Genomic DNA, 22,992 nt, shown 5'->3' on the forward strand with positions numbered 1-22,992 from the left:
TTCTTCTGCTATTCTTCTTCAGTGTCGCCGTCGAGGTCGCGCTGGACTTCGGGCGAGCGCAGCAATTCATCGATCTTCTTGTAGTTGTCGAAGCTCGTATCGTCGCGGAAACGGACCTCCGGCATGTATTTCATCTGCCGAAGCTGCGGGCCGAGACGGCCGCGGATGTATTTTGCGTTGCGGTTCAGCGCATCGATGACTGCGCCGTGATCGGAAATGCCAAGCGGCGTCACATAGGCTGTGGCGATCTTCAGGTCCGGAGACATCCGGACTTCAGAGATCGAAATGACCGTCTTTTCGATCACGTCATCGCGCACTTCGCCACGCTGGAGAACCTGCGTGATCGCGGCACGCACTTGTTCGCCGACACGCAGCATGCGCTGCGAAGGTGCCGAGGATGTGGGTTTTGTTGCCATTATTCTCTGCCCAAATAGGTTCGGGCGCCGGCCTCTGATGATCCGGCGCCCGTCGAAAAATCCAGTCTCGCGCCGTCAGAGCGTGCGGGTGATGTGCTCGACGCGGAAGCATTCGATCGTGTCGCCCGCGCGGATGTCTTCGTAATTCTCGAAGGCCATACCGCATTCCTGGCCGGAATGCACTTCCGAGACTTCATCCTTGAAGCGCTTAAGTGTCTTGAGCTTGCCTTCGTGGATGACGACGTTGTCGCGGATGAGGCGGACGCCGACGCCACGCTCGACCTTGCCTTCGGTAACGCGGCAACCCGCGACCTTTCCGACCTTCGTGATGTTGAACACCTCGAGGATCTCTGCATTGCCGAGGAAGGTTTCGCGCCGCTCCGGAGAGAGCAAGCCGGACATCGCTGCCTTAACGTCATCCACGAGGTCGTAGATGATGTTGTAGTAACGGATTTCTATGCCCTGACGCTCGGCGAACGTACGTGCCTGCGCGTTCGCACGAACGTTGAAGCCAATGATTGCAGCACCGGATGCTTCCGCAAGGGAGATATCCGACTCGGTGATACCGCCAGCCGCAGAATGCACGATGCGAGCGCGAACTTCGTCCGTTCCCAGCTTGTCGAGCGCGCCGGCGATCGCCTCGATCGAGCCCTGCACGTCGCCCTTGACGACCAGCGGGAACTCCTTGACGCCAGCCGTCTGAAGCTGGCTCATCATCTGTTCCAGCGAGCCGCGCTGGCCCGAATGGCGGGCAGCAGCCTTGTCGCGGGCAAGCCGCTGACGGTACTCGGAGATCTCGCGGGCGCGAGCTTCGTTTTCGACAACGGCGAACTTGTCGCCCGCCTGCGGCGTGCCCGAAAGTCCCAGAACCTCAACCGGAGTGGCCGGCCCCGCTTCCTTGACATGGTTGCCCTTGTCATCGACGAGGGCACGCACGCGGCCCCAGACATCACCAGCGACGATAATCTGGCCGGGACGCAGCGTACCCTTCTGGACGAGAACCGTCGCAACGGAACCGCGACCGCGATCAAGCTGAGCTTCGATGACCGTGCCTTCCGCGGTGCGGTCCGGGTTGGCCTTCAGATCTAGGATTTCCGACTGCAGCAGGATCGCCTCGAGCAGCTTGTCGAGGTTGGTGCCGTTCTTCGCCGAAACCTCGACGTCGAGAACTTCACCGCCCATGGACTCGACGAAGACCTCATGCTGCAGAAGTTCGGTGCGAACCTTCTGGGCATTGGCCGTCGGCTTGTCGATCTTGTTGATCGCAACGATGATCGGAACCCCTGCCGCCTTGGCATGGTTGATCGATTCGATCGTCTGCGGCATCACGCTATCGTCGGCAGCGACGACGAGAACGGCAATATCAGTCGCCTGCGCACCGCGCGCACGCATTGCCGTAAAGGCGGCGTGGCCGGGGGTGTCGATGAACGTGATCTTCTGACCGTTCTGTTCCACCTGGTAAGCGCCGATATGCTGCGTAATGCCGCCGGCTTCGCCAGCAACCACGTTCGCATGGCGGATGGCGTCGAGCAGTGAGGTTTTGCCGTGGTCGACGTGACCCATGATGGTGACGACCGGCGGACGCGAGACCTGTTCGCCGCCCTCATCCGTCACGTTGAAGATGCCGAGTTCGACGTCGGATTCAGAAACACGCTTGACGGTATGACCGAATTCGCCAGCGATGAGTTCTGCCAGATCGGCGTCGATGACGTCGCCTGGCTTCATCATCTGGCCTTCCTTCATCAGGAACTTGATGACATCGACGGCGCGTTCGGACATGCGCTGCGACAGTTCCTGAATGGTGATGGTCTCCGGCAGAATGACTTCACGGGAAATCTTCTCGCGCGTTTCCTGCATCTGGCTGCGGCGGAATTTCTCCTGGCGGCGACGCATAGCGGAAAGCGAACGGCCGCGCGCATTGCCGTCGTCATCGACATTTGCCGTCGTGATCGTCAGCTTGCCGCGGCGGCGCTCCTCTTCGGTCTTCGGACGCGTCGTCACCGGCTTTGCCGGTTCCGGACGAACGACCCTGCCACGGGCAGGAGCCCCACGAGGAGATCCGCGCTCTTCCTCCTCACCTTCCGGACGGCGGCCACGGACCACCGGCGCAACCCCAGCTGGGGCCGGACGTGCAGAAGTAGGCGCCGAAGTCTCGGGACGGCGCACGGCCGGCGCCGGGCGCGGAGCCTCCGCCTGGACCTCAACTGCTTCGGGCGCAGGAGCCTCCTCGACCGGCGCAGAAGGACGGGCGGCCTCTTCGGCTGCACGTCGGGCTGCTTCGGCTGCCTCCGCTTCGCGGCGGGCGGCTTCTTCGGCTGCACGGCGCTTTTCTTCTTCAGCCCGTCGGACTGCATCTTCTGCATCACGGACCTGGGCCAGCGCCAGCGCGCGCCGTCGGGCGTCCATTTCCTCAGGCGAAAGATGGTTCAGCACAACCGGACGCGGGCGGTCCTGCTGGCGAGGAGCCTGCGAAGCCGGCTGCTGCGGGCGCGGCGGCTGGCCGCCCGGCTGTTGGATGCGGGGCGCAGGCGCCTGCGCCTGCGTTGCCGCCGGAGCGGTTTCTGCCGCGCGGGGCGCTGGAGCCGGCGTGGTCGGGCGATCGTCTTCGGGGCGCATCGGGCGCCGCTTGCGCGTCTCGACAACGACCGCCTTGGTGCGACCACGGCCCATATCCTGGCGCACGGTGCCCTGGCTTATCCCCGATGGCTTCAGGGTAAGCGTCTTCTTTGCTCCAAGCGTCTTGTCGTCATTGCTATCTGTCATTCGTTCCCGTTCCTTCGGACAGGGAGCGATGACGTCATCAAACCCTATCGTTCAAATACTTTTCGATCAATGATGGGCCGGCCGGTGCCGGTCGCCGCATCATTGTTTTTGCTGGCCAGCGCCGCCTGGTGCCCGGGATTGACCGCCGCTGCGGTACTTTTCGAGCATCTTTGCGCGCTTCACTACACCCTCACCTGCCTGCCCTGCAAGCACTGCGGCATGGATAAAAGCATTCTGGCCCATCACGCCTTCCATTTCGCTCTCCGAGAAGAGGCGGAAAGAAGGTATTTTCTCCTCGGTTTCCATTCCGAGGTGCCAGGCCTTACGAGCCTGGTCGATTTTTCTCACGCCATCGTCGGCTGCATCCGTCGAATGGAACACGGCGAGTGCTGCTCCGCTTCTGACTGCGGCATCCACTTTCGAGGAACCGCTGACGAACTGGCCCGCCTTGCGCGCCATGTTCATCATCTGCATCAGCTGCTGTGCGAGCAGCCGGTCGACGGTTTCACCGAGATCGGCTGCTGCCTTCACATCCGCCTTCAATGCGCGGGCGAAAGACTTCTTCGCCACCGCCTTGTCGACCAACACCCGATCAAGCTTGACCCAGCAGCCGCGTCCTGGAAGCTGACGCTTCAGATCGGCGATCACCGTCCCGTCGGGCGCTGCAACGAAGCGGATCAACTCATCCGGCGATCCGCTTTCACGCGTCACAATGCACATGCGGCTGTTCACGTCATAACCTGCAAGATCATCATCCTCAGGAGAAGCGTGCAGCTCCGCGATCATTATGCTTCCTGCTCGGCAGCGTCGGCTTCGACGACTTCAGCGTCCTTCGCAAGGTCCTCTTCGGTAATCCAGCCGGCAGCAAGGCGTGCCTGGACGACCATCTGCTCGGCCTCGACACGTGAAACGTCGAACTTCGAAAAGAGGCCTTCAAACTTCTTGGTTTCGCCATTCTTGCGCTCTGTCCAGCCGACGAGATCGTCCGCCGCGCAGCCTGCGAAATCTTCCAGCGTCTTGATGCCGTCTTCGCCAAGCGCAACCATCATCTGGGCGGTCATACCGTCGATCTGACGCAATTCGTCGGAAACGCCGAGCGCCTTGCGCTTCTCGTCCATTTCCGCTTCGAGCTTCTCGAGATATTCGCGAGCACGCTGCTGGATTTCCTGCGCCGTCTCTTCGTCGAAGCCGTCGATCGACGAAATTTCGTCGAGGTCGACGTAGGCGAGCTCTTCAACGGCGGCAAAGCCTTCGGAAGCCAGAACCTGGCCGACCATTTCGTCAACGTCGAGCGCATCCATGAAGAGGTTGGTACGTTCGTTGAATTCCTTCTGACGGCGCTCGGATTCTTCGGCTTCCGTCATGATGTCGATATCCCAGCCGGTCAGCTGCGACGCGAGGCGCACGTTCTGACCGCGACGGCCGATCGCCAGCGAAAGCTGCTCGTCGGGAACCACGACTTCAATGCGTTCTGCATCTTCGTCGAGAACGACCTTGGCGACTTCAGCCGGCTGCAACGCGTTGACGACGAAGGTCGCCGGGTCCTGCGACCAGGGAATGATGTCGATCTTTTCGCCCTGAAGCTCGCCAACGACGGCCTGGACGCGCGAACCGCGCATACCGACGCAGGCACCGACCGGATCGATCGAGCTATCGTTCGAGATGACAGCGATCTTGGCACGCGAACCCGGGTCGCGGGCGACCGAGCGGACCTGGATGATGCCGTCGTAGATTTCCGGCACTTCCATGGTGAAGAGCTTGACCATGAATTGCGGATGCGTGCGCGACAGGAAAATCTGCGGACCGCGCTGTTCGCGGCGGACGTCATAGACATATGCGCGAACGCGGTCGCCGTAGCGGACGTTTTCGCGCGGGATCATTTCGTCACGGCGGATGATACCTTCGCCACGGCCGAGATCGACGATGACGTTGCCGTATTCGACGCGCTTGACAGTACCGTTGACAATTTCGCCGACGCGATCCTTGAATTCGTCGAACTGCCGGTCACGCTCGGCTTCGCGAACCTTCTGGACGATGACCTGCTTGGCCGACTGGGCGGCAATACGGCCGAAATCCATCGGCGGCAGCGGATCGGCGATGAAGTCGCCAAGCGCTGCGTCGGGGTTGCGGTCGCGGGCCAGCTCCAACGGGATCTGCGTGGAGTAGTCTTCTGCCTTCTCGACGACTTCGAGCAGGCGCTGCAGGCGAATTTCGCCGGTCTTCGGATTGATATCGGCGCGGATGTTCGATTCCGTGCCGTAACGGGAGCGCGCCGCCTTCTGGATCGCATCCGCCATCGCGGCAAGCACGATTTCGCGGTCGATGACCTTTTCGCGCGCCACTGCATCTGCGATCTGCAGAAGTTCGAGCCGGTTCGCACTAACTGCCATTGTCTTATCTCTCCGTCCTGGCCTTGCGGGTTCCCGTCCCTGGAGCCGTAGTTGATCGATTATTCTTCGTCTTCCGCCTCGTTCTGGTTCGCTGCCTGCGCTTTCGCGGCCTTATCGGCGCGCAGCGCATCGCGAATCAGATCGTCGGTCAGAATGAGCTTCGCATCGCTGAGCGCCGTGAAGGGAATGGTGACCTTCTGCTCTTCGCCATCGGCAACTTGGTCACGTTCGAGCGTGAAACCATCCGCGCCCGCTTCGATGATCTTTCCGCGAAAGCGCTTGCGGTTGCCGATCATGATCGACGTTTCGCACTTCACAAGGTGCCCTTGCCAACGGGTGAAATCGGATTTCCGCACCAAAGGACGGTCGATACCAGGCGAAGACACCTCCAGATGATACTCCCGATCGATCGGATCTTCCACATCAAGAACCGGAGAAATGGCCATCGAGACCTCTTCGCAGTCTTCGACGCTCATCGTGCCATTGTTGCGCTCTGCCATGATCTGCAGCGTAGCGCCGTTCTGGTTGAGCATGCGCACGCGGGTCAGGCGGAAGCCCATGCCGACGAGCACGGGTTCGATGATGTCGGCAAGGCGCTGGTCAAGCCCGGTTTCGGTAATCAACCTCGGCTCAAGTTCATTGTCTGCGTTCGTCGGATCCGACAAGCGATGCGCTCCTCGCAATTTTCATGCATTTAGGCGATCACGCTAATAAAAAAGAGCGGGTCCTTGCGGCCCACTCTTCATCGCACGATCAAGAATTTGAGTGGCATATAGGCCTGTTTTTACGAAATTGCAAGCTCTCGGCTCAAATGCGCCGCGGCGGCGCAATCGCGCCTAGCCACCGTCGAGCTTCATCATATATTGGAAGCCGAGGGAAATTTAGCAAGCGGGAGGAATCGTGCCATCCAATTCATCAACGCTGGCGCCGCTGAAGCATGAAACCTACCGCACAATCTGGTTCGCAAGCCTCGCCTCGAATTTCGGCGGGCTGATCCAGGCTGTAGGGGCCGCGTGGATGATGACGACCCTCACCGCTTCACAGGACATGGTGGCACTGGTCCAGACCTCGACAGCGCTTCCCATAATGCTGTTCTCGCTCATCTCGGGCGCGCTCGCCGACAATTTCGACCGGCGGCAGGTGATGCTGACGGCGCAATTCCTCATGCTGGCCGTCTCGACGATCCTCACCGCCTGTGCCCTGCTCGGCTGGATCACGCCCTGGCTGCTCCTGTTTTTCACCTTCCTGATCGGCTGCGGCACGGCGCTCAACAACCCCTCCTGGCAGGCCTCCGTCGGCGATATGGTGCCGCGGGCAGACCTGCCGAACGCGGTGACGCTGAACAGTATGGGTTTCAACATGACCCGCAGCGTCGGCCCCGCCATCGGCGGCGTCATTGTCGCGACGGCGGGTGCCGCCGCTGCCTTTATGGTGAATACGGTCAGTTATTTTGCGCTCATCTACGCACTCACGCGCTGGAAGCCATCGCTGCCCGCTTCCAGTCTCCCGCGTGAAAGCCTCGGGAGCGCGATCTCCGCCGGTCTTCGATATGTCTCGATGTCGCCCAACCTTGAAAAGGTACTGATCCGCGGCTTGATCTTCGGCGTGGGCGCGAGCTCGGTGCTCGCGCTTCTGCCGATCGTCGCAATCGATCTCGTCGCCGGCGGGCCACTGACCTACGGCTTCATGCTCGGCTCCTTCGGCATCGGCGCAATCGGCGGCGGGGCGCTCAATGCGCGGCTGCGCGAGATGTTCAGCAGCGAGACCATCATCCGCTACGCCTTTACCGGTTTTGCCATCAGCATGGTGATTGCCGCGGCGAGCCCGTTTGCCGTGCTCACCTCGGCGGGGCTGCTCGTTTCCGGCGCGTGCTGGGTACTCGCGCTTTCGCTATTCAACACGATCGTGCAGCTTTCGACACCGCGCTGGGTCGTCGGCCGGGCGCTGTCGCTTTATCAGACGGTCACCTTCGGCGGCATTGCCGGCGGCAGCTGGCTTTGGGGTGTGGCCGCCGATCGCTTCGGCGTTTCGAATGCGCTTTATGGTTCAGCCGCGGTGATGCTGCTCGGCATCGTTACCGGCCTTCGCTTCTCGATGCCGGCCTTTGCCTCGCTCAATCTCGACCCGCTCAACCGCTTCATCGAGCCGGCGCTTGGGCTCGACATCACGCCCCGCAGCGGGCCGATCGTCATTCAGGTCGATTATCAGATCGGCGATAACGACCTGTCCGAATTCCTGAAACTGATGGGGGAACGGCGGCGCATCCGAATCCGCGACGGCGCACGCAACTGGGCACTGATGCGCGACCTCGAAAATCCCGGCACCTGGACCGAAACCTATCACACGCCGACATGGGTCGAGTACATCCGCCACAATCAGCGCCGCACGCAGGCCGATGCGGAAAACGCCGATCGCCTGCGCGCCCTCCACCGCGGCACGGCAGCGCCGCATGTTCACCGCATGATTGAGCGACAGACCATCCCGCCATCCGATGATGTGTTCCACAAGGCGCCCATCGATCTTCACCACTGAGGCAATGCGATGATCCACGCATTCCGAAAAGCCCGCGAAACCGATCTTATCGACATCATCCGGCTGCTTGCCGACGACGATATCGGCCAAGGCAGAGAGGTCGTCGCCAATCCTGTCGATGGGCGCTATCAGACTGCCTTTGCCGCAATCGAGGCGGATAAAAACCAACTGCTGGCGGTTGCCGTGGACCAAAAGCATCACGTCGTCGGCTGTTTGCAGCTCTCGTTCATTCCCGGACTGTCGCGCATCGGCACGTGGCGCGGGCAGATCGAGAGCGTAAGGATTGCAAGGGACGCGCGCGGCAGCGGGCTAGGGACCGAATTTATCGAATGGGCGGTAGAGACATGCCGGGCGCGCGGCTGCAAGCTCGTGCAGCTCACCTCGGACAAATCCAGGGTGGATTCCATCCGCTTCTATGAAAAGCTCGGCTTTACTGCGAGCCATGAAGGGCTGAAGCGTAGCCTATAAGACGGTTACTTCAGCTTGCCCTTCATTGAAGCATCGGGAAAACAGGTCGGTTGCATACCGTTCTTTTCCTGCCATTGTCCGATCGAACGGCGGGTCTTGTAGCCCGGCAAGCCGTCCGATCCGCCGACGTCGTAGCCTTGGCGCTCCAGTGCTTTTTGCATTGCTGCCACATCGGATCGCAGCATTTTGCCGACATCGCCCCAAGCACCCTGAAAGGCGCCAGAGCCATAAGCGATCCGATCGGCGAGGTTGCCGATATAGAGCGCGTAGAGATCGGAGTTGTTGTATTCCTTGATGATGTAGAAGTTCGGCGTGACGATAAATTCCGGCCCATCCCGCCCCGCCGGCACAAGCATCATACCCGCAGCCTTCATTTCGCCGGGTGGAAAGCCCTTGCCGGACTTGCGATTGATGCCGAGCGACGCCCAGTGCGAAAGCGGCTGTGCGATATCCGGTCCTTCCTGCGCGCAGGAAACCGCCGCCGGGATCGTTACCTCGAAGCCCCAGTCACGATTTCGTTGCCAGCCTTTCTTGACAAGATAGTTGGCTATGGATGCCAGTGTATCAGGTACGGACGTCCAGATATTGCGGTGCCCGTCGCCATCGAAGTCGACCGCATACTTCAGATAGCTGGTCGGCATGAATTGCGGCTGGCCGAGCGCTCCCGCCCAAGAGCTCCTAAAGCCGGCCGGCGTCACGTCACCGCCATCGAGAATGTGAAGCGCCGCGATCAGCTCGACCCGGAACATTTCCTTGCGAGTCGACATAAAGGCCTTGGTCGCCAGCACCTCGATCGCCGAATTCGGGATCTTCGCCGCGCCGAAGCCCGTCTCACGGCCCCAGATCGCCAATACGATCGAGCCCGGCACGCCATAGGTCTTTTCGATGCGCTTCAGCGTCGAGGCATACTGTGAGGCAAAACCGCGTCCCGTTGCCGCCAGCTTCTTCAGCCGGTCCTCGTTGAAATACGGACCCGGCGAAGAAAACTCCGCCTGCGTCTGCTTGCGTTCTTTCGCCGGTGGGAATCCGGGAGGCGCAAGATCGGGAAGACTCCAATTAAGCGCGATATCCTTAAATGCGGCTTGCAGCGTCTTTTCTGAAATGCCGGCCTTCTTCGCATCAGGGCCAAGGTCGCTGATGATCCATTGCTGGAACTGTCTTTCCACCGCCGGCCTGTTCTGGGCAAGCGCAGGAAGAGGGAGGAGGGCGAGAAAACATGCAAAAGCGATGGCCCAACGGCAAATGCTGCTCCACTGCGCCCTGCTGGGCATCTCTCCCACAATGAGGGAGATGGGCAGGAAGCGGCCTCGCCGAGCTCCATCTGATCTACCCCCTCGTAAGGGGGATGTCACAAAGTGGCAGAGGGGGGTGTCGTCTCGCATTTTTCCTCCTCAGATCGCAGTCCTTGCCCTCAAGGCAGCAGCCAGTGTCCCCTCGTCGAGGTAGTCGAGTTCACCGCCGACCGGCACGCCATGCGCGAGCCGCGTGATCTTCACGTCCAATCCCGTCAGCTGGTCCGTTATATAGTGCGCTGTGGTTTGCCCCTCGACGGTCGCGTTAACGGCGATGATGAGTTCGCGAATACCGCCTTCCCCGATGCGATCGATCAGCCCGCGAATGTTCAGGTCATCCGGCCCGACGCCATCGAGCGGCGAAAGCGTGCCGCCGAGCACATGATATGCTGCGTTCATTGCTGCGGCGCGTTCCAATGCCCACAGGTCGGAAACATCCTCAACGACGATGATGACGGAGTGGTCGCGACGCTCGTCGGTGCAAACGGTGCAGGGATCGACGGTATCGACATTGCCGCAGCGCGAGCAGACCTTCACCTTGTCATAGGCCTCACCCATCGCGCTCGACAACGGTCCGAGCAGTTGGTCCTTCTTCTTGATCAGGTGCAGCGCCGCGCGCCGGGCCGAGCGAGGCCCGAGACCCGGCACCTTCGCCAGAAGCTGGATGAGTTTTTCGATTTCGGGGCCGGTGACTCGCTTTGTCATGTGCCGTTCTTAGCCCATATGTTGCCAAAACGGAATCGCGGAAAGAGTCGACCAAATGATGAAAATACGCGCCGTCTGCACCGCCAATCCCGAGCGACTGCCCGGCAAGAAATACAAGACGGGGATCTACAAGCATGCCGTCAAGGGCGCCGTGATCATCGACTCCGAAGGTCTCGTCGGCGACGCCATTTGCAACCGCAAGCATCACGGCGGTGTCGATCAGGCCGTCTATCTCGAAGGATCGCTGACACTCGACTGGTGGGCGAGAGAGCTCCGGCGCCCGATCGAGCCCGGCACGTTCGGCGAAAATCTCGTGATCGATGGCCTCGACAACCGCGCAGTTTCAGTTGGCGACCGCTTGATAGCGGGCGAACTCGTTCTCGAGGCGACGTCGGCGCGCATTCCGTGCGCGACCTTCGCCGCAAGGATGGCTGATCCGAAATTCGTGAAGCGTTACACCAGGGCCAGCCGCCCCGGCATTTATTGCCGGGTTATCACTGGTGGGGTGGCGGAGGCCGGAATGCCCGTCGAATACGTGCCGTATGGGGGTCAGAAGGTGACGATGCCCGAGATGCTCGCAACATTCGGCAAGTTGCTCTCCGCCGAGGACCGTGGGCGGTATCTCGCCGCGCCCATCCACTACAAGCTGCGCCACCTTCTGGAAGCGCAGCTCTCGGACGTGCAATGATGGCGGTCATCCGGCTGCCAAGCACGCACCAGCACATACGCCCCTCCTTGAAGCAATTTTACGAGATTCCGCAGGTGGTTGAGGTGCTGCGGCTGACGGGAGAGGCGGTTGCGATTTCGCTCGTTCTGCGCGGCGAACCGCCAAAGCCGATTGGTCGCGATTTGTCGCGACTGACCTAGAACCGCTCCTGACCGGATTGGTCAGTCCGCTGCTTGTTGACGAAAGCGATGTTCTGGATTTCGCCCAGATGTGACTCAGCGCATCGCGATTGCGACGGCGGCACCGGCCATGGTTCCGGCGCTGGCACGGTTTGCGATCCTGATCGCACGGCGGCTTTTCAGGAAGCCGCGGGCTTTTGCGGCAAGCAGTGCCCAGCTGACGTCGATCAGAATCAGTACGACGAACATGGTCGCGACGAGTTGTGTCCAGCCAACAATCGTCACCGAATGGATATCGATGATCGAAGGCAGCAGGGCGACGTAGAACATCATGATCTTCGGATTGCCGAGCGTCACCGTCATGCCAGCAAAGAAGAGCTTTGTGGCGGATTGCGCTTCAGGCAGCTTTTCCTCGCTCGCATCATACGAGGCGAACCACATCTTCCAGGCGAGATAGAGCAGATAGCAGACACCGAGCCACTTGATGGCGACGAAGGCCAAATGGAAGGTTTCGGCAACGGCGGCAAGGCCAGCCACCGCGCAGGTCAGCCAAATCCCTTCGCCGATCCACATGGCGGCGAGGAATGGCAGAACATCACGGGCGCCCTTCGACAATACGCGGGCGACAAGCGCCGCAACGCTCGGCCCCGGTGAACCGGCGGCCATGACGAGAGCGCCGGCAAAAACAATGAGACTGGTCAGCGTCATCGGCGCTCTCCCCCCAGCTCGATCGCTGCAGAGCTCAGAACGGCATCTTGAAGCCGGGCGGGATCGGCAGACCGGCAGTCAGCGCCTTCGTCTTTTCGGCTGCAGCAGCTTCCGCCTTGTCCTTGGCATCCTTGTGGGCGGCAATGATCAGATCCTCGAGGATCTCGACATCGTCTTCCTTGAAGAGCGACGGGTCGATCTTCAGGCTCTTGAGTTCGCCCTTGCCGCTCATGACAACGGTCACGAGACCGCCGCCCGCCTTTCCTTCAGCCTGGAGCTCGGCAATTTCCGCCTGCATCTGCTCCATCTTGGCCTGCATTTCCTTGACTTTGCCCATCATGCCCATGAGGTCGCGCATCGTCTGGTTCCTTCTTCAACTTCAGAATTCTATGTCGTCGCCGGGCAGAATGTCACCCTCTTCGGATTCAGCTACTGCAGGCGGTTTCGCCTCGCCTTCCTCCTCCGGTTCGGGTGCCCTTACCCGGACGTCGATGATCTTTGCGCCCGGGAACTGCGCCAGGATTGCCGCCACATCCGGATCCTGCCGGGCGTCGCTCACCTGCTGCTCCTTGGCCTTGGCTTCTGCCTCGACCATCGTCGGGTCGCCGGCCTCACGGCTGAGGCTGACGATCCAGTGTATGCGGGTCCATTCCTTCAACTTGACGGCAAGCTCGTTGAGCAGTGTCGCCGGCGCCCCGTCGGTAAGGCTAACGTCGAGACGGCCTGTTTCGATCTTCACCGGCCGCACGAAATTGCGCACGAGTGCTTTCAGCTTCGGGTCGCGCTTTTCCGCAGCGAGATTGACGATATCGGCGATCGAATTGACATGAACGAGCGGCTTCGGCGCTTCCGCTGGCTTCGTCTCGATGCGGCCTGCCGTCTGCATTAGCTGCGGATCGGGAGCGGGTACGGCCCTCAACATGGCCGGTCCCCCGGAAGGCTGCGGCCTCGGCGTGCTCTCCGTCGCGCGTACGGCTAGCGCCGACTGATATGATACATGGGCACCATTGCCGCTACCGTTACCCGAGGGCGTAGGCGACGGACGCGTACCGCTGCCATTTTCGGAGAGCTCGGCAAGGCGACGCGCAGCATCTTCGGGCGACGGCAGATGCGCCGCATGTGCCAGCCGGATCAGCACCATTTCCGCCGCACCGGCCGTGCGCGAAGAGCTTTCGGTCTCCGGAATGCCCTTCAACAACATCTGCCAGATCCGCGACAGCGTCGTCACGGCAATCCCTTGAGCGAACACGCGGGCCCTGGTTCGCTCGACTTCGCTGAGCGACGGGTCATTAGCAGCGTCCGGCACATATTTTAGCCGGGTAACGAGATGGGTGAAATCGGCAAGGTCGGTCAACACGACGACGGGATTTGCGCCGGCCTCGTACTGCGCCTGAAATTCGGCAAGCGCTGCGGCGACATCGCCTCTGGCAACATGCTCGAAGAGATCGACGATGCGAGCACGATCGGCAAGGCCGAGCATACCGCGAACCGCTTCCGCCTGGACTACCCCGCTACCATGGGCGATTGCCTGGTCAAGCAGCGAAAGGCCGTCACGTGCCGAGCCTTCGGCGGCACGTGCGATCATCGCCAGTGCATCCGGCTCCGCATCGATGCCTTCCTTCGCTGCGATGGTTGTAAACAAGCCGACGAGATCCGCCGCGCTGATGCGGCGGAGATCGAAGCGCTGGCAGCGCGAGAGAACGGTAATCGGAACCTTGCGGATTTCGGTGGTCGCAAAAATGAACTTCACGTGCTCCGGCGGCTCTTCGAGCGTCTTCAGCAAGCCGTTGAAGGCCTGTGTCGACAGCATGTGCACTTCGTCGATTATATAAACCTTGTAGCGCGCCGAGACCGGCCGATAGCGTACCTGCTCGATGATTTCACGGATATCGTCGATACCGGTATGGGAGGCGGCGTCCATCTCGATCACGTCGACATGGCGGCCTTCCATGATCGCCTGGCAATGTTCGCCCGGCACACGCAGATCGATCGTCGGCTTGTCGATCTCGGGCGTCTTGTAATTCAGCGCGCGCGCCAGAATCCGGGCTGTCGTCGTCTTGCCGACGCCGCGGACGCCGGTCAGCATGTAGGCCTGCGCAATGCGGCCTGTCTCAAAGGCGTTGGTCAGTGTGCGGACCATCGGCTCCTGGCCGACCATGAGGTCCGTGAAATCCTTGGGGCGGTATTTGCGTGCCAGCACCCGGTACCCGGTGCCCGTCGAGGCGGCATCTTGTGACTGTCGCTCGGTGTCGCTCATCGCCCTGCTTATCGCCCGGAACGCCGGGCATTTGGAAGAGAGAAGGGTGGGAGGCTGGCACGATGACCCGTGCCGGGCTCGTTAGGGCTGCTTCCTTCCGGACCTGACCCGGTTGGCGAGTGGCTCGTCCACCACCAACCTCCCGGATGCACATATCGGCAATATCGCCATCAAAAGCAAGCCAAGCTCAAAAAAAACTGCTAATCATAGGAAAAATATGGAGGAATGCCTGTTGGACGATTTCATTCTCGACCGTCGGCTGGAGAGCGATAGCGACAGCGTCATGCAAACGGGTCTGTGTGATCTCCGATTATCGAAGGACGCCCGCTGGCCGTGGCTGATCCTGGTGCCACGCAGGGCCAACATGACGGAGATCTTCGAACTCACGCCACTCGATCAGGTGCTTCTCACCTTCGAAACGGAAATGACCGCGGCTGCGCTGAAGAAGATCACCGGCGCCACAAAAATCAACATCGGGGCCCTTGGCAATATCGTCCGTCAGCTTCATGTTCATGTCATTGCCCGCTTCGAAGGCGATGCCAACTGGCCAGGCCCCGTCTGGAGCTTCGGTAAGGCCGAGCCCTATGAAGCGGGCAAGAGAGATGAATTCATAGCGAAGTTGCGGGAAGCCCTTTCATCATGAACCGTTCGCTTTTCGATTCGGACGTCCCACATCCGGAACCCAGTAATCTCACCGCCTTTGCCGCAAACGACCTTAATCGCGATTCTGAACATCGCGACGAGCAGTCCGTCGAAAATGCACTGGCAAAAGACGGCACGCACATCTTCGCCTTCGCCAAGGACAGGCTTGTCCTGAAGCATGATGGACAAGTGCTCGATCCGCTGTTTGCCCGCTACGAACTGCAGGAACTGCAGCCACATTGGGACGAGACGATCCTGCTCGGCTACCGCAAGACGGGCGAACCGCGGCTCGCCGTTCCCGTCGGCATTCCGGCCGAAGAACTTGAAAGCCATTACAAGCCCGCCGACGGCCGGACGCTCTACCGCGACCAGCTCGTCGACGACGTTCTGCTTGGCGAATTCGCCCAGGCCGCAAGCCTCATTCGCTGGAACGGCGACAACCGCTTCTGCGGCCGCTGCGGTAGCACGATGGAGATGCGTATCGGCGGCTACAAACGCGTGTGCACGGCCTGCGAACACATGATCTTCCCACGCACAGACCCGGTAGTCATCATGTTGACGATCGATGAACAGCGCGACCTCTGCCTGCTCGGGCGCAGCCACCATTTTACGCCGGGCATGTATTCCTGCCTCGCCGGCTTCGTCGAGCCCGGCGAAACGATCGAAAACGCCGTGCGCCGCGAGACACTGGAGGAGGCCGGAATCAAGACCGGCCGGATTCGCTACCACGCGTCGCAGCCCTGGCCGATGCCGCATACGCTGATGATCGGCTGCTATGCCGAGGCGAAATCGACCGAGGTCCACCGCGACGAATCGGAACTGGAAGATTGCCGCTGGTTCACCCGCGAGGAAACACTTGAAATGCTCGAACGTCCCGGCGCCAACGGCCAGGCTTCGCCGCCCAAAGGCGCAATCGCGCACCGCCTGATGCGCGATTGGGTGGAGTGGAAAAAGCAATAGGCTGATGCGATGGCGCGCTCGGAACGCCTTCTGACCCTGCTCCAGACGTTGCGGCGCTACCGCCGTCCGGTGAGCGGTGCCGTGCTGGCAACGGAAACAGGCGTCAGCATCCGCACGCTCTATCGCGATATCGCAAGCCTCCAGGGGCAGGGCGCTCTGATCGACGGCGAACCCGGCGTCGGCTACGTCTTGAAACCCGGTTTCATGCTGCCGCCGATGATGTTTTCGCAGGACGAAATCGAGGCACTGGTCCTCGGCTCGCGCTGGGTCGCCCGCGCCGCCGATCCGCGTCTTGCTGCTGCCGGCGCCGATGCGCTGGCGAAGATTGCCGATGTCCTGCCACACGAAATGCGCGATGAAATCGAGACCTCGACGCTCCTCGTTCACCTACGTCCGCCCGTTGCCGACAAGGCGGATCTTGACGCCATTCGCAAGGCGATCCGCAGCGAACGGATTCTCAAGCTGACCTACTCCGATGAGAGCGGAACCGTCTCCGTCCGCAATATCTGGCCCTTTGCGCTCAGCTACTTCGAGCAGGTCCGCGTCGTGGTGGCGTGGTGCGAACTGCGGCAGGATTACCGTCATTTCCGCACCGACCGGATCGTCGAAATGAGACCCCAAGAGGTACGCTATCCGCGCCGCCGCGCGGTGCTTCTCAAGGAGTGGCGGGATCAACAGGAAATTTCGTCTTAGCCTCGACGCTACTGCCATAAACTGACAGTGGTCAGCGCTAATATCGGGACAATCCCAAACTGGAGGACCGATGATGACGAGCTTGAACCTCATCCGATCGACATGCAGAAATCGCGTTGTCGAGGACACGACTACGCAAGCAAGATACCCGCAATCTCTGATGCTGCGAATGATGCTGAACGCATCGCGCAACATGGTGCGGAGCCGCTACCCTCAGCTCGATCCCGATGCGATGTCCGACTATATGAAGCGCGATATCGGGTTCATGGACTGGAACCACCCACACCACGAGAGCAACTGAATTCACTACATCGCCTAATCGACGCAGCGCCGCCGCATCAGCGGCGGCTTTAGCGCTTGCCGTCCTTAGTCGCCGGCAAGCGCTAAATCTGTGCAACCTTTTCCAAATACCAGGGACACCGATATGACCAGCCCGAACCTCATCATTCTTTACGTCAAGGATCCTGCCGAAAGTGCGATGTTTTACAAGGATCTGCTCGGCCGCGAACCCGGGGTTGCCGCGCCGAATTTCGTCGCGTTCCCGCTCGACGGCGGCTTCACGCTCGGCCTGTGGCGGCGCAGCACGGTCGAGCCGCAACCTTCCGCGATCGGCAATCGCGGCGAGGTCGCCTTCATGGTGGCTGGCGAAAATGCCGTTGCCAAACAATACGAGGATTGGACAAAGCGCGGTCTGCCGATTGCTCAGGAGCTGACCGATCTCGATTTCGGCCCGACCTTTGTCGCGCTCGATCCGGACGGCCACCGGTTGCGCGTCTGCGAACCCGACAAGTAAGAGAACAGGAAGGGCGCGCCGACGCCCTTCCTCACTTGTGCAGTTGGCCGCGCATCGGGTGGCCCCTGTAGACCCCGAGAATGCGGACATTTTCTGAAAAGAACCGCAACTCTTCCAAAGCCCGGCGCACATGGGCGTCGTTCGGATGGCCTTCGATATCGGCGTAAAACTGCGTCGCCACGAATTTGCCACCCAGCTGATAGCTTTCGAGCTTCGTCATGTTGATGTTGTTCGTCGCGAAACCACCGAGAGCCTTGTAAAGCGCGGCCGGAATGTTGCGGACGTTGAAGACGAAGGTTGTGACAATCTTTTCTTCCCCGGAGCTGCGGTTTGCCCATTCCTCGTCGCGGGAGAGCACGACGAAGCGCGTAACATTGCTCTCCGTATCCTCGACATTTTCGGCAACGATGTCGAGGCTATAGAGTTCGGCGGCAAGACGCGGCGCAAGCGCCGCCATGGTTCTGTCGCCGGTTTCCTTGACGAGCTTCGCGGCCCCCGCCGTATCTCCCGCAATCACCGGCTTCCAGCCATTTGCGCGCACGATCTTGCGGCATTGGCCCAGCGCGTGGATGTGGCTGTGCACGGTGCGTATTTCGTCCTTCGAGACGCCGGGGAGCACCATCAGTTGAAAACGGATCGGCATGAAGTATTCGGCGATGATATGCAGCCGCGACTCCGGTAGAAGGTGATGGATATCGGCTACTCGGCCTGCGATCGTGTTTTCAATCGGGATCATCGCAATATCGGCATCGCCGTTGTCGACCGCCATGAAGGCGTCTTCAAATGTCTGGCAAGGCAACGGCTCCATTGTCGGGAACATGTCACGGCAGGCCATGTCGGAGTTCGCGCCGAATTCGCCTTGAAACGAGATTCGATTGGTCTTGATGTTCATGACGATGTCCTTCATGCCTTCCTTGCCGAAAGAATGCGGCGGGCTTTCTCGAGATCGGCAGGCGTATCGACCCCAAGCGGAACGGTTTTAACGATCTCCACGTCGATGCGCATGCCGGCTTCGAGCGCGCGAAGCTGCTCCAGGGATTCGCGCTTCTCAAGGGCCGACGGACCGAGCGAGACGAATTTCTCGAGCGCAGCCCGGCGATATGCATAAAGGCCGATATGGTGATAGAGCGGCCCTTGGCCATAAGGTGCCGTCGCGCGGGTGAAATAGAGCGCATGAAGGCGCGTTTCGGAGAGCGGAGACCCCACGACCTTGACAACGTTCGGATTGGTCCTCTCTTCCTCGTCAGTGATCTCGACGGTGAGCGTCGCGATATCGACGGTCTCCTCTTCCAAAGGGCGCAATGCAGCGCGGATCGTTTCGGGATCGATGGTCGGCAGATCGCCTTGGACGTTGACGACGATCCTGGCGGTCTGGTCCGGATCGACCTTGTGCAAGGCTTCGAAAATGCGATCGGAACCGGATTGATGATCCTTGCGGGTCATAACGACTTCGAAGCCGGCCTTCGAAACCGCCTCGAAGACCTCCTCGTCGTCGACCGCGATGACGACACGGCCGATCTCCGCTTCCTTCGCCCGCAAAGCGACCTGGACGATCATCGGCAATCCGCAAATATCGGCTAGCGGCTTGCCGGGAAGGCGGGTGGACGCCATGCGGGCGGGGATCAGAACCAGCACGTCATCTAAATTTGAAGCAGTCATCGTTCGAACCTTCTATTCCAGGCGGGAAAGTGTCAAAAAGTCTCACGTACAAGACCATTTAGACAGTTGCAACGAACTGCCAAAAGACATAGGTTCCGCGCGATTTCAAGATGGTGCCTATTCAGGGTCTGCCGACTGCACGGGGAGCATTGCAGATGAATTCTTATGTCAATATGGGCGTTGGGGCGCTGCTAGGAACGATTTTCGTCCTGATGTCGGTGTCGATCGCGTCCGAAGGGATCTTCCACTCCGAAGCGCCGGAGAAGGAAGGTTTTGCCATCGTTGCGGAAGAGGCACCCGCTGCCGGCGGTGGCGACGCTGCACCTGCAGCAGCTGTGGTTCCGATCGCCAAGCTTCTTGCCAGCGCCGATGCCAAGGCTGGCGAAACGGTATTCAAGAAGTGTCAGTCCTGTCATGACGTGACCAAGGGAGGGCCAAACAAGGTCGGCCCGAACCTCTATGGTCTCGTCGATCGTCCGATCGCTTCGCATGAGGGCTTCGCCTACTCCTCCCCCATGAAGGATTTCTCCAAGGGCGGCAGCGAAAAGTGGACCTTCGATCACCTGAACCACTTCCTGCTGGCACCGAAAAAGCAGGTTCCGGGCACGGCCATGGGCTTTGCCGGTCTGCCGAAGGAACAGGATCGCGCGAACGTGATCCTTTACTTGCACACGCTGGCAGACGCCCCGGTTCCGTTGCCGGATCCGAACGCGCCCGACACGGTTACGCAGTAATCCTGCAGAACTTTCCGACGGAAACGAGAGCCCGGCAGCCGCCGGGCTTTTTTGCGATCAGGCGCCGAGCAGGTAGGCCCAGAGCGAAACCGAAATGGCGCCGAGTGCCGTCGTGACCGTGATGGTAGAGGCCGCGAGGCTGTGGCCGACGCCGAAACGGTTGGCGATCAGCCAGGCGTTGACGCCGGTGGGAACAGCGGCGATCAGCACCAGCGCCGCGGTCCAGCTGCCGGTCAATCCAACCATGTGGCTTGCGGCCCAAACGCAGCATGGAAGCAGCACCAGTTTGAAGGCAGATGTGACGCTGGCAATGCCGACATTGCCGGAAACACCATACTTCTCGAGCGCCATTCCCAGAGATACCAGGGCAACAGGCCCAGCAACGCCTGCCAGCTGGTCGACAATGGTCGAAACCGGCAGCGGCATTGGAAGACCAGCAACGTGCACCGCAGAACCTGCGACAAGACCGATAACGAGCGGATTGCGGACAAGATTGAGACCGATCTGGCGAAAGAGTTTCAGCATGCTGCGTTCGCCTTTGCCCGCAATCTTCCGCTCCGCCCGTTCCATCATGATCGTGCCGATGACCATCATGACGGGCAGATGCACGGCGATTAGGATGGAAAGCGGCACAAGGCCCTCATTGCCGACGGTGCGCTGAACAAGCGGCAGACCGACGAAGATCGTATTGGCAAATGCTGACGAAACGCCGGCAAGCACCCCGATGCGATCGTCACGGCCAAAAAAGCGGGTCGCTGCGATGTGACCCGCCGTCCAGGTCACCGCAACGCCGGAGAAATAGGCGATCCAGAGACGAAACGGCGAAGCGCCATGAAAGTCCGCTTCCGCAATCGTGCGGAAAAGCAGCAGAGGGACGGCAATCTTGAAAACGAAATCGCTCAAGGCGTCGCCGACATCTGCCTTCATCAGTCCAGTTTTGACGATCAGCCAGCCGATCAGGATCATGATGAAGATGGGAAGGACGTCGAAGATGATGGCTATCATGCGGAGGGATGCCTTGCGCGGGGATACCCTGCTCTAGCAGCAAAACTTCTTCTTTGACAAATGGATTGGCCAAAGAAGGCGCGCAAGGAACCGGACGGCAGAAACAAAAAAAGCGGGCACTGCCCGCTTTTCCGCATCCGGACTGGCCGGACACCCGGTTCCGGTGCTGCCAGTTCATCCGTGGTCAGCGCCTGCTCCGGTACAGTCGAAGGGCATCATCCCCTTCTCATCCGGCCGCAACCCAAAGGCTGCTCATGCCGGTCTGCTTGTGATCCTATCTAAAAGCGCAAGGTGACAACGCCATGACGGATCGGCGGCATTTGCGAAGAAATGGGCCCACTGGCGGCGTTTTTTCTTCCAAAGCCCGGAAATTCCGGTAAGACCGGATCCCGGCTATCATCTAATCCGGAACCTTCCCTTTCATGACAAAATTCGATGTTCTGACTGTCGGCAACGCCATCGTCGATATCATCGCGCGCTGCGACGACCAGTTCCTCATTGACAACAACATCACCAAGGCGGCGATGAACCTTATCGACGCCGCCCGCGCCGAACTTCTTTATTCCCGCATGGGACCGGCACTCGAAGCTTCAGGCGGCAGCGCCGGCAATACGGCAGCGGGCGTTGCAAGCCTCGGCGGCAGGGCCGCCTATTTCGGCAAGGTTGCAGAGGATCAGCTCGGCGAGATTTTCGCCCACGATATCCGGGCACAGGGCGTACATTACCAGACGAAGCCAAAGGGCACGTTTCCACCGACCGCGCGCTCGATGATCTTCGTCACGGATGACGGCGAACGCTCGATGAATACCTATCTCGGCGCCTGCGTCGAACTCGGCCCGGAGGATGTCGAGCCCGAGGTCGTGGCACAAGCCAAGGTGACCTACTTCGAAGGCTATCTCTGGGATCCGCCGCGCGCCAAGGAAGCGATTCGCGAATGCGCCCGCATCGCCCATGAGAACGGCCGCGAAGTCTCCATGACGCTTTCGGACAGCTTCTGCGTCGATCGCTACCGCGCGGAGTTCCTCGACCTCATGCGCTCCGGTACTGTCGACATCGTGTTTGCCAACCGGCAGGAAGTACTCGCGCTCTACGAGACGGACGATTTCGAGGAAGCGCTCAACAAGATCGCCAAGGATTGCAAGATCGCGGCCGTGACGATGAGCGAAAACGGCGCCGTTATGCTGAAGGGCAACGAGCGCTGGTATGTCGATGCGATCCGCATCAAGGAAGTGGTCGATACGACCGGCGCCGGCGACCTCTTCGCTTCCGGTTTCCTCTATGGTTACACGCAGGGACGGACGCTGGAAGACTGCGGCAAGCTTGGCTGCCTTGCAGCTGGGATCGTCATTCAGCAGATCGGCCCGCGGCCGATGAAATCGCTTTCCGAAGCCGCCCGCGACGCGCAGCTTATTTGAAAGCTTCGCCCGGGTAAGCGCCCCAGATTTCCGACTGCGCCACCCAACCTTCGGCGCTGTCGGCTTCGGCATGGCACCAATCGCCGTTGCATTCGGCGATATTGATCATCACACCCGGCTCCAGCTTGGCAACCACGGTCGCTGACGACTGCGGCTCACGGCGCATATTGACGTAGACGAACTTGCCTTTGCCCTTCATCCACGGTGCGGCAATCGCCGCGCGCTGGCCCGACAACAACGATTGGTTGACCCATCCTTCCGTGCCATCAGCATCGCGGATACGGCGCCAGTTGTCGTATTCCTGGATGATTTCGACCGGCAGGCCGGCTTTCAGATACATCCACGACGCGGCATAATCCGTTCCCGGGCCGATGCGAAGATTGACGCGCTTCGACTTTAGCGAGACGAACCGAGGAAGCGGTAGGCCGCTCGGGCCCTTTGCCACCTGCGCATACGCGGGTTCGACGGCTTCCGCCGCAAATACCAGACCAACCGCAAAGACGAGGCAGACCTTCAAATATTTTCCACGCATGGAGATTTCCGTTCGCTCAAGTTCGCCAGCAGATCCAGCCTGCTTGCCACCGGGCTTTGACATTCACCTAACGCTACCCGCGAGTTTTGTTTGTCTTCGCGTGCGGGTCTGGTAGAAAATGCCCGAGACGGGAAAATTATCCCCCGTCTTGGTTAAAGACCTCTGAACAAGGCATGGCCGGC

The 22,992-nt window shown here is 60.4% G+C and carries 24 protein-coding genes, 1 other RNA gene and 1 pseudogene; 11 read left to right on the forward strand and 15 right to left on the reverse strand.

Features of this window, described 5'->3' with window-relative positions; all coding sequences use genetic code 11:
• Positions 1–8: 8 nt before the first annotated feature.
• The 5 genes from rbfA to rimP all read right to left on the reverse strand — a co-directional run bounded on the left by rbfA (position 9) and on the right by rimP (position 6,234).
• Positions 9–416 (reverse strand): 30S ribosome-binding factor RbfA, encoded by a 408-nt coding sequence (gene rbfA / locus BLP23_RS07085; RefSeq protein ID WP_022713234.1) that lies wholly within the window; start codon positions 414–416, stop codon positions 9–11.
• 75 nt (positions 417–491) lie between these two features.
• On the reverse strand, positions 492–3,179 hold the full coding sequence (gene infB / locus BLP23_RS07090) for a translation initiation factor IF-2 (RefSeq protein ID WP_092584101.1): 2,688 nt from the start codon (positions 3,177–3,179) through the stop codon (positions 492–494).
• 99 nt (positions 3,180–3,278) lie between these two features.
• The gene (locus BLP23_RS07095; RefSeq protein ID WP_092584102.1) at positions 3,279–3,965 is read right to left on the reverse strand and encodes an RNA-binding protein; all 687 of its coding nucleotides are present in this window, start codon (positions 3,963–3,965) and stop codon (positions 3,279–3,281) included.
• Positions 3,965–5,569: a transcription termination factor NusA gene (gene nusA, locus BLP23_RS07100; RefSeq protein WP_022713231.1), complete on the reverse strand. Its 1,605-nt coding sequence runs from the start codon at positions 5,567–5,569 to the stop codon at positions 3,965–3,967. Before nusA ends, BLP23_RS07095 begins: the two co-directional genes overlap by 1 nt.
• A 59-nt stretch (positions 5,570–5,628) precedes the next feature.
• On the reverse strand, positions 5,629–6,234 hold the full coding sequence (gene rimP, locus BLP23_RS07105; protein WP_092584103.1) for a ribosome maturation factor RimP: 606 nt from the start codon (positions 6,232–6,234) through the stop codon (positions 5,629–5,631).
• A 235-nt stretch (positions 6,235–6,469) separates the two neighbouring features.
• On the opposite strand from rimP, the gene BLP23_RS07110 reads away from it, so the two are divergent.
• Both BLP23_RS07110 and BLP23_RS07115 read left to right on the forward strand, forming a co-directional pair.
• Positions 6,470–8,101, forward strand: a complete 1,632-nt coding sequence (locus BLP23_RS07110) for an MFS transporter (protein ID WP_092584104.1) — start codon at positions 6,470–6,472, stop codon at positions 8,099–8,101.
• A 12-nt stretch (positions 8,102–8,113) separates the two neighbouring features.
• Complete coding sequence (locus BLP23_RS07115; protein ID WP_092584317.1) at positions 8,114–8,569, forward strand: GNAT family N-acetyltransferase; 456 nt, start codon at positions 8,114–8,116, stop codon at positions 8,567–8,569.
• Positions 8,570–8,574: 5 nt separating this feature from the next.
• Here BLP23_RS07115 and BLP23_RS07120 read toward each other — a convergent pair whose 3' ends face one another.
• Positions 8,575–9,840 carry a lytic murein transglycosylase gene (locus tag BLP23_RS07120; protein WP_092584105.1) on the reverse strand — a complete coding sequence of 422 codons (1,266 nt, stop codon included), beginning with the start codon at positions 9,838–9,840 and terminating at the stop codon, positions 8,575–8,577.
• Between the two features lie 120 nt (positions 9,841–9,960).
• On the reverse strand, positions 9,961–10,566 hold the full coding sequence (recR, locus tag BLP23_RS07125; protein WP_092584106.1) for a recombination mediator RecR: 606 nt from the start codon (positions 10,564–10,566) through the stop codon (positions 9,961–9,963).
• A 58-nt stretch (positions 10,567–10,624) separates the two neighbouring features.
• On the opposite strand from recR, the gene BLP23_RS07130 reads away from it, so the two are divergent.
• The gene (locus tag BLP23_RS07130; protein ID WP_092584318.1) at positions 10,625–11,254 is read left to right on the forward strand and encodes an MOSC domain-containing protein; all 630 of its coding nucleotides are present in this window, start codon (positions 10,625–10,627) and stop codon (positions 11,252–11,254) included.
• A pseudogene (locus BLP23_RS07135) lies at positions 11,233–11,433 on the forward strand (Lrp/AsnC family transcriptional regulator); the annotation flags it as partial. The gene BLP23_RS07130 and the pseudogene BLP23_RS07135, both read left to right, overlap by 22 nt.
• Positions 11,434–11,508: 75 nt before the next feature.
• Here the strand turns inward: BLP23_RS07135 and BLP23_RS07140 are convergent.
• From BLP23_RS07140 to ffs, 4 genes are all read right to left on the reverse strand, one after another.
• Entirely contained in the window at positions 11,509–12,120 is a 612-nt protein-coding gene (locus BLP23_RS07140; RefSeq protein ID WP_092584107.1) for a LysE family translocator, read from the reverse strand.
• 34 nt (positions 12,121–12,154) lie between these two features.
• Positions 12,155–12,478, reverse strand: coding sequence for a YbaB/EbfC family nucleoid-associated protein (locus BLP23_RS07145; protein WP_022713223.1), 324 nt, complete (start codon positions 12,476–12,478; stop codon positions 12,155–12,157).
• 21 nt (positions 12,479–12,499) lie between these two features.
• Positions 12,500–14,377, reverse strand: a complete 1,878-nt coding sequence (locus BLP23_RS07150; RefSeq protein WP_092584108.1) for a DNA polymerase III subunit gamma/tau — start codon at positions 14,375–14,377, stop codon at positions 12,500–12,502.
• Between the two features lie 46 nt (positions 14,378–14,423).
• Positions 14,424–14,520: signal recognition particle sRNA small type (gene ffs, locus BLP23_RS07155), an RNA gene on the reverse strand.
• Between the two features lie 89 nt (positions 14,521–14,609).
• Here ffs and BLP23_RS07160 point away from each other — a divergent pair.
• The 5 genes from BLP23_RS07160 (at position 14,610) to BLP23_RS07180 (ending at position 17,465) form a co-directional block, all read left to right on the forward strand.
• On the forward strand, positions 14,610–15,020 hold the full coding sequence (locus tag BLP23_RS07160; RefSeq protein WP_028739367.1) for an HIT domain-containing protein: 411 nt from the start codon (positions 14,610–14,612) through the stop codon (positions 15,018–15,020).
• Entirely contained in the window at positions 15,017–15,979 is a 963-nt protein-coding gene (gene nudC, locus BLP23_RS07165; RefSeq protein WP_092584109.1) for an NAD(+) diphosphatase, read from the forward strand. The genes BLP23_RS07160 and nudC overlap by 4 nt, the downstream gene beginning before the upstream one ends.
• A gap of 9 nt (positions 15,980–15,988) precedes the next feature.
• Positions 15,989–16,672, forward strand: a complete 684-nt coding sequence (locus tag BLP23_RS07170) for a helix-turn-helix transcriptional regulator (protein WP_092584110.1) — start codon at positions 15,989–15,991, stop codon at positions 16,670–16,672.
• 70 nt (positions 16,673–16,742) lie between these two features.
• The gene (locus BLP23_RS07175) at positions 16,743–16,973 is read left to right on the forward strand and encodes a hypothetical protein (RefSeq protein ID WP_092584111.1); all 231 of its coding nucleotides are present in this window, start codon (positions 16,743–16,745) and stop codon (positions 16,971–16,973) included.
• 123 nt (positions 16,974–17,096) lie between these two features.
• The gene (locus BLP23_RS07180; protein ID WP_092584112.1) at positions 17,097–17,465 is read left to right on the forward strand and encodes a VOC family protein; all 369 of its coding nucleotides are present in this window, start codon (positions 17,097–17,099) and stop codon (positions 17,463–17,465) included.
• Between the two features lie 31 nt (positions 17,466–17,496).
• On the opposite strand, the gene BLP23_RS07185 is transcribed toward BLP23_RS07180, so the two are convergent.
• The gene (locus BLP23_RS07185) at positions 17,497–18,357 is read right to left on the reverse strand and encodes a prephenate dehydratase (protein ID WP_028739366.1); all 861 of its coding nucleotides are present in this window, start codon (positions 18,355–18,357) and stop codon (positions 17,497–17,499) included.
• Between the two features lie 11 nt (positions 18,358–18,368).
• Positions 18,369–19,124 carry a 3-deoxy-manno-octulosonate cytidylyltransferase gene (locus BLP23_RS07190; RefSeq protein WP_092584113.1) on the reverse strand — a complete coding sequence of 252 codons (756 nt, stop codon included), beginning with the start codon at positions 19,122–19,124 and terminating at the stop codon, positions 18,369–18,371.
• Positions 19,125–19,279: 155 nt separating this feature from the next.
• Between BLP23_RS07190 and BLP23_RS07195 the strand changes: the two genes are divergently transcribed.
• Positions 19,280–19,858 (forward strand): c-type cytochrome, encoded by a 579-nt coding sequence (locus tag BLP23_RS07195; protein WP_092584114.1) that lies wholly within the window; start codon positions 19,280–19,282, stop codon positions 19,856–19,858.
• Positions 19,859–19,915: 57 nt separating this feature from the next.
• On the opposite strand, the gene BLP23_RS07200 is transcribed toward BLP23_RS07195, so the two are convergent.
• Complete coding sequence (locus tag BLP23_RS07200; RefSeq protein WP_092584115.1) at positions 19,916–20,863, reverse strand: AEC family transporter; 948 nt, start codon at positions 20,861–20,863, stop codon at positions 19,916–19,918.
• 422 nt (positions 20,864–21,285) lie between these two features.
• Here BLP23_RS07200 and BLP23_RS07205 point away from each other — a divergent pair, with 422 nt between their 5' ends.
• The gene (locus BLP23_RS07205) at positions 21,286–22,278 is read left to right on the forward strand and encodes an adenosine kinase (RefSeq protein WP_022713212.1); all 993 of its coding nucleotides are present in this window, start codon (positions 21,286–21,288) and stop codon (positions 22,276–22,278) included.
• Here the strand turns inward: BLP23_RS07205 and BLP23_RS07210 are convergent.
• Positions 22,271–22,810, reverse strand: a complete 540-nt coding sequence (locus tag BLP23_RS07210; RefSeq protein ID WP_092584319.1) for an SH3 domain-containing protein — start codon at positions 22,808–22,810, stop codon at positions 22,271–22,273. The genes BLP23_RS07205 and BLP23_RS07210 overlap by 8 nt on opposite strands.
• Positions 22,811–22,992: the final 182 nt, after the last annotated feature.

This window comes from Rhizobium mongolense subsp. loessense (assembly GCF_900099775.1).
In the GTDB taxonomy this organism is placed as follows: Bacteria; Pseudomonadota; Alphaproteobacteria; order Rhizobiales; family Rhizobiaceae; genus Rhizobium; species Rhizobium loessense.

Bases quoted from the DNA above. Each gene is read 5' to 3' on its own strand.
- BLP23_RS07210 (WP_092584319.1), bottom strand. From the start codon at position 22,810: ATGCGTGGAAAATATTTGAAGGTCTGCCTCGTCTTTGCGGTTGGTCTG.
- BLP23_RS07195 (WP_092584114.1), top strand. From the start codon at position 19,280: ATGAATTCTTATGTCAATATGGGCGTTGGGGCGCTGCTAGGAACGATT.
- BLP23_RS07120 (WP_092584105.1), bottom strand. From the start codon at position 9,840: ATGCCCAGCAGGGCGCAGTGGAGCAGCATTTGCCGTTGGGCCATCGCT.
- BLP23_RS07145 (WP_022713223.1), bottom strand. From the start codon at position 12,478: ATGCGCGACCTCATGGGCATGATGGGCAAAGTCAAGGAAATGCAGGCC.
- BLP23_RS07150 (WP_092584108.1), bottom strand. From the start codon at position 14,377: ATGAGCGACACCGAGCGACAGTCACAAGATGCCGCCTCGACGGGCACC.
- BLP23_RS07175 (WP_092584111.1), top strand. From the start codon at position 16,743: ATGATGACGAGCTTGAACCTCATCCGATCGACATGCAGAAATCGCGTT.
- nudC (WP_092584109.1), top strand. From the start codon at position 15,017: ATGAACCGTTCGCTTTTCGATTCGGACGTCCCACATCCGGAACCCAGT.
- BLP23_RS07095 (WP_092584102.1), bottom strand. From the start codon at position 3,965: ATGATCGCGGAGCTGCACGCTTCTCCTGAGGATGATGATCTTGCAGGT.
- infB (WP_092584101.1), bottom strand. From the start codon at position 3,179: ATGACAGATAGCAATGACGACAAGACGCTTGGAGCAAAGAAGACGCTT.
- rbfA (WP_022713234.1), bottom strand. From the start codon at position 416: ATGGCAACAAAACCCACATCCTCGGCACCTTCGCAGCGCATGCTGCGT.
- BLP23_RS07140 (WP_092584107.1), bottom strand. From the start codon at position 12,120: ATGACGCTGACCAGTCTCATTGTTTTTGCCGGCGCTCTCGTCATGGCC.
- BLP23_RS07170 (WP_092584110.1), top strand. From the start codon at position 15,989: ATGGCGCGCTCGGAACGCCTTCTGACCCTGCTCCAGACGTTGCGGCGC.
- BLP23_RS07200 (WP_092584115.1), bottom strand. From the start codon at position 20,863: ATGATAGCCATCATCTTCGACGTCCTTCCCATCTTCATCATGATCCTG.
- nusA (WP_022713231.1), bottom strand. From the start codon at position 5,569: ATGGCAGTTAGTGCGAACCGGCTCGAACTTCTGCAGATCGCAGATGCA.
- BLP23_RS07180 (WP_092584112.1), top strand. From the start codon at position 17,097: ATGACCAGCCCGAACCTCATCATTCTTTACGTCAAGGATCCTGCCGAA.
- BLP23_RS07205 (WP_022713212.1), top strand. From the start codon at position 21,286: ATGACAAAATTCGATGTTCTGACTGTCGGCAACGCCATCGTCGATATC.
- BLP23_RS07185 (WP_028739366.1), bottom strand. From the start codon at position 18,357: ATGAACATCAAGACCAATCGAATCTCGTTTCAAGGCGAATTCGGCGCG.
- recR (WP_092584106.1), bottom strand. From the start codon at position 10,566: ATGACAAAGCGAGTCACCGGCCCCGAAATCGAAAAACTCATCCAGCTT.
- BLP23_RS07190 (WP_092584113.1), bottom strand. From the start codon at position 19,124: ATGACTGCTTCAAATTTAGATGACGTGCTGGTTCTGATCCCCGCCCGC.
- BLP23_RS07130 (WP_092584318.1), top strand. From the start codon at position 10,625: ATGAAAATACGCGCCGTCTGCACCGCCAATCCCGAGCGACTGCCCGGC.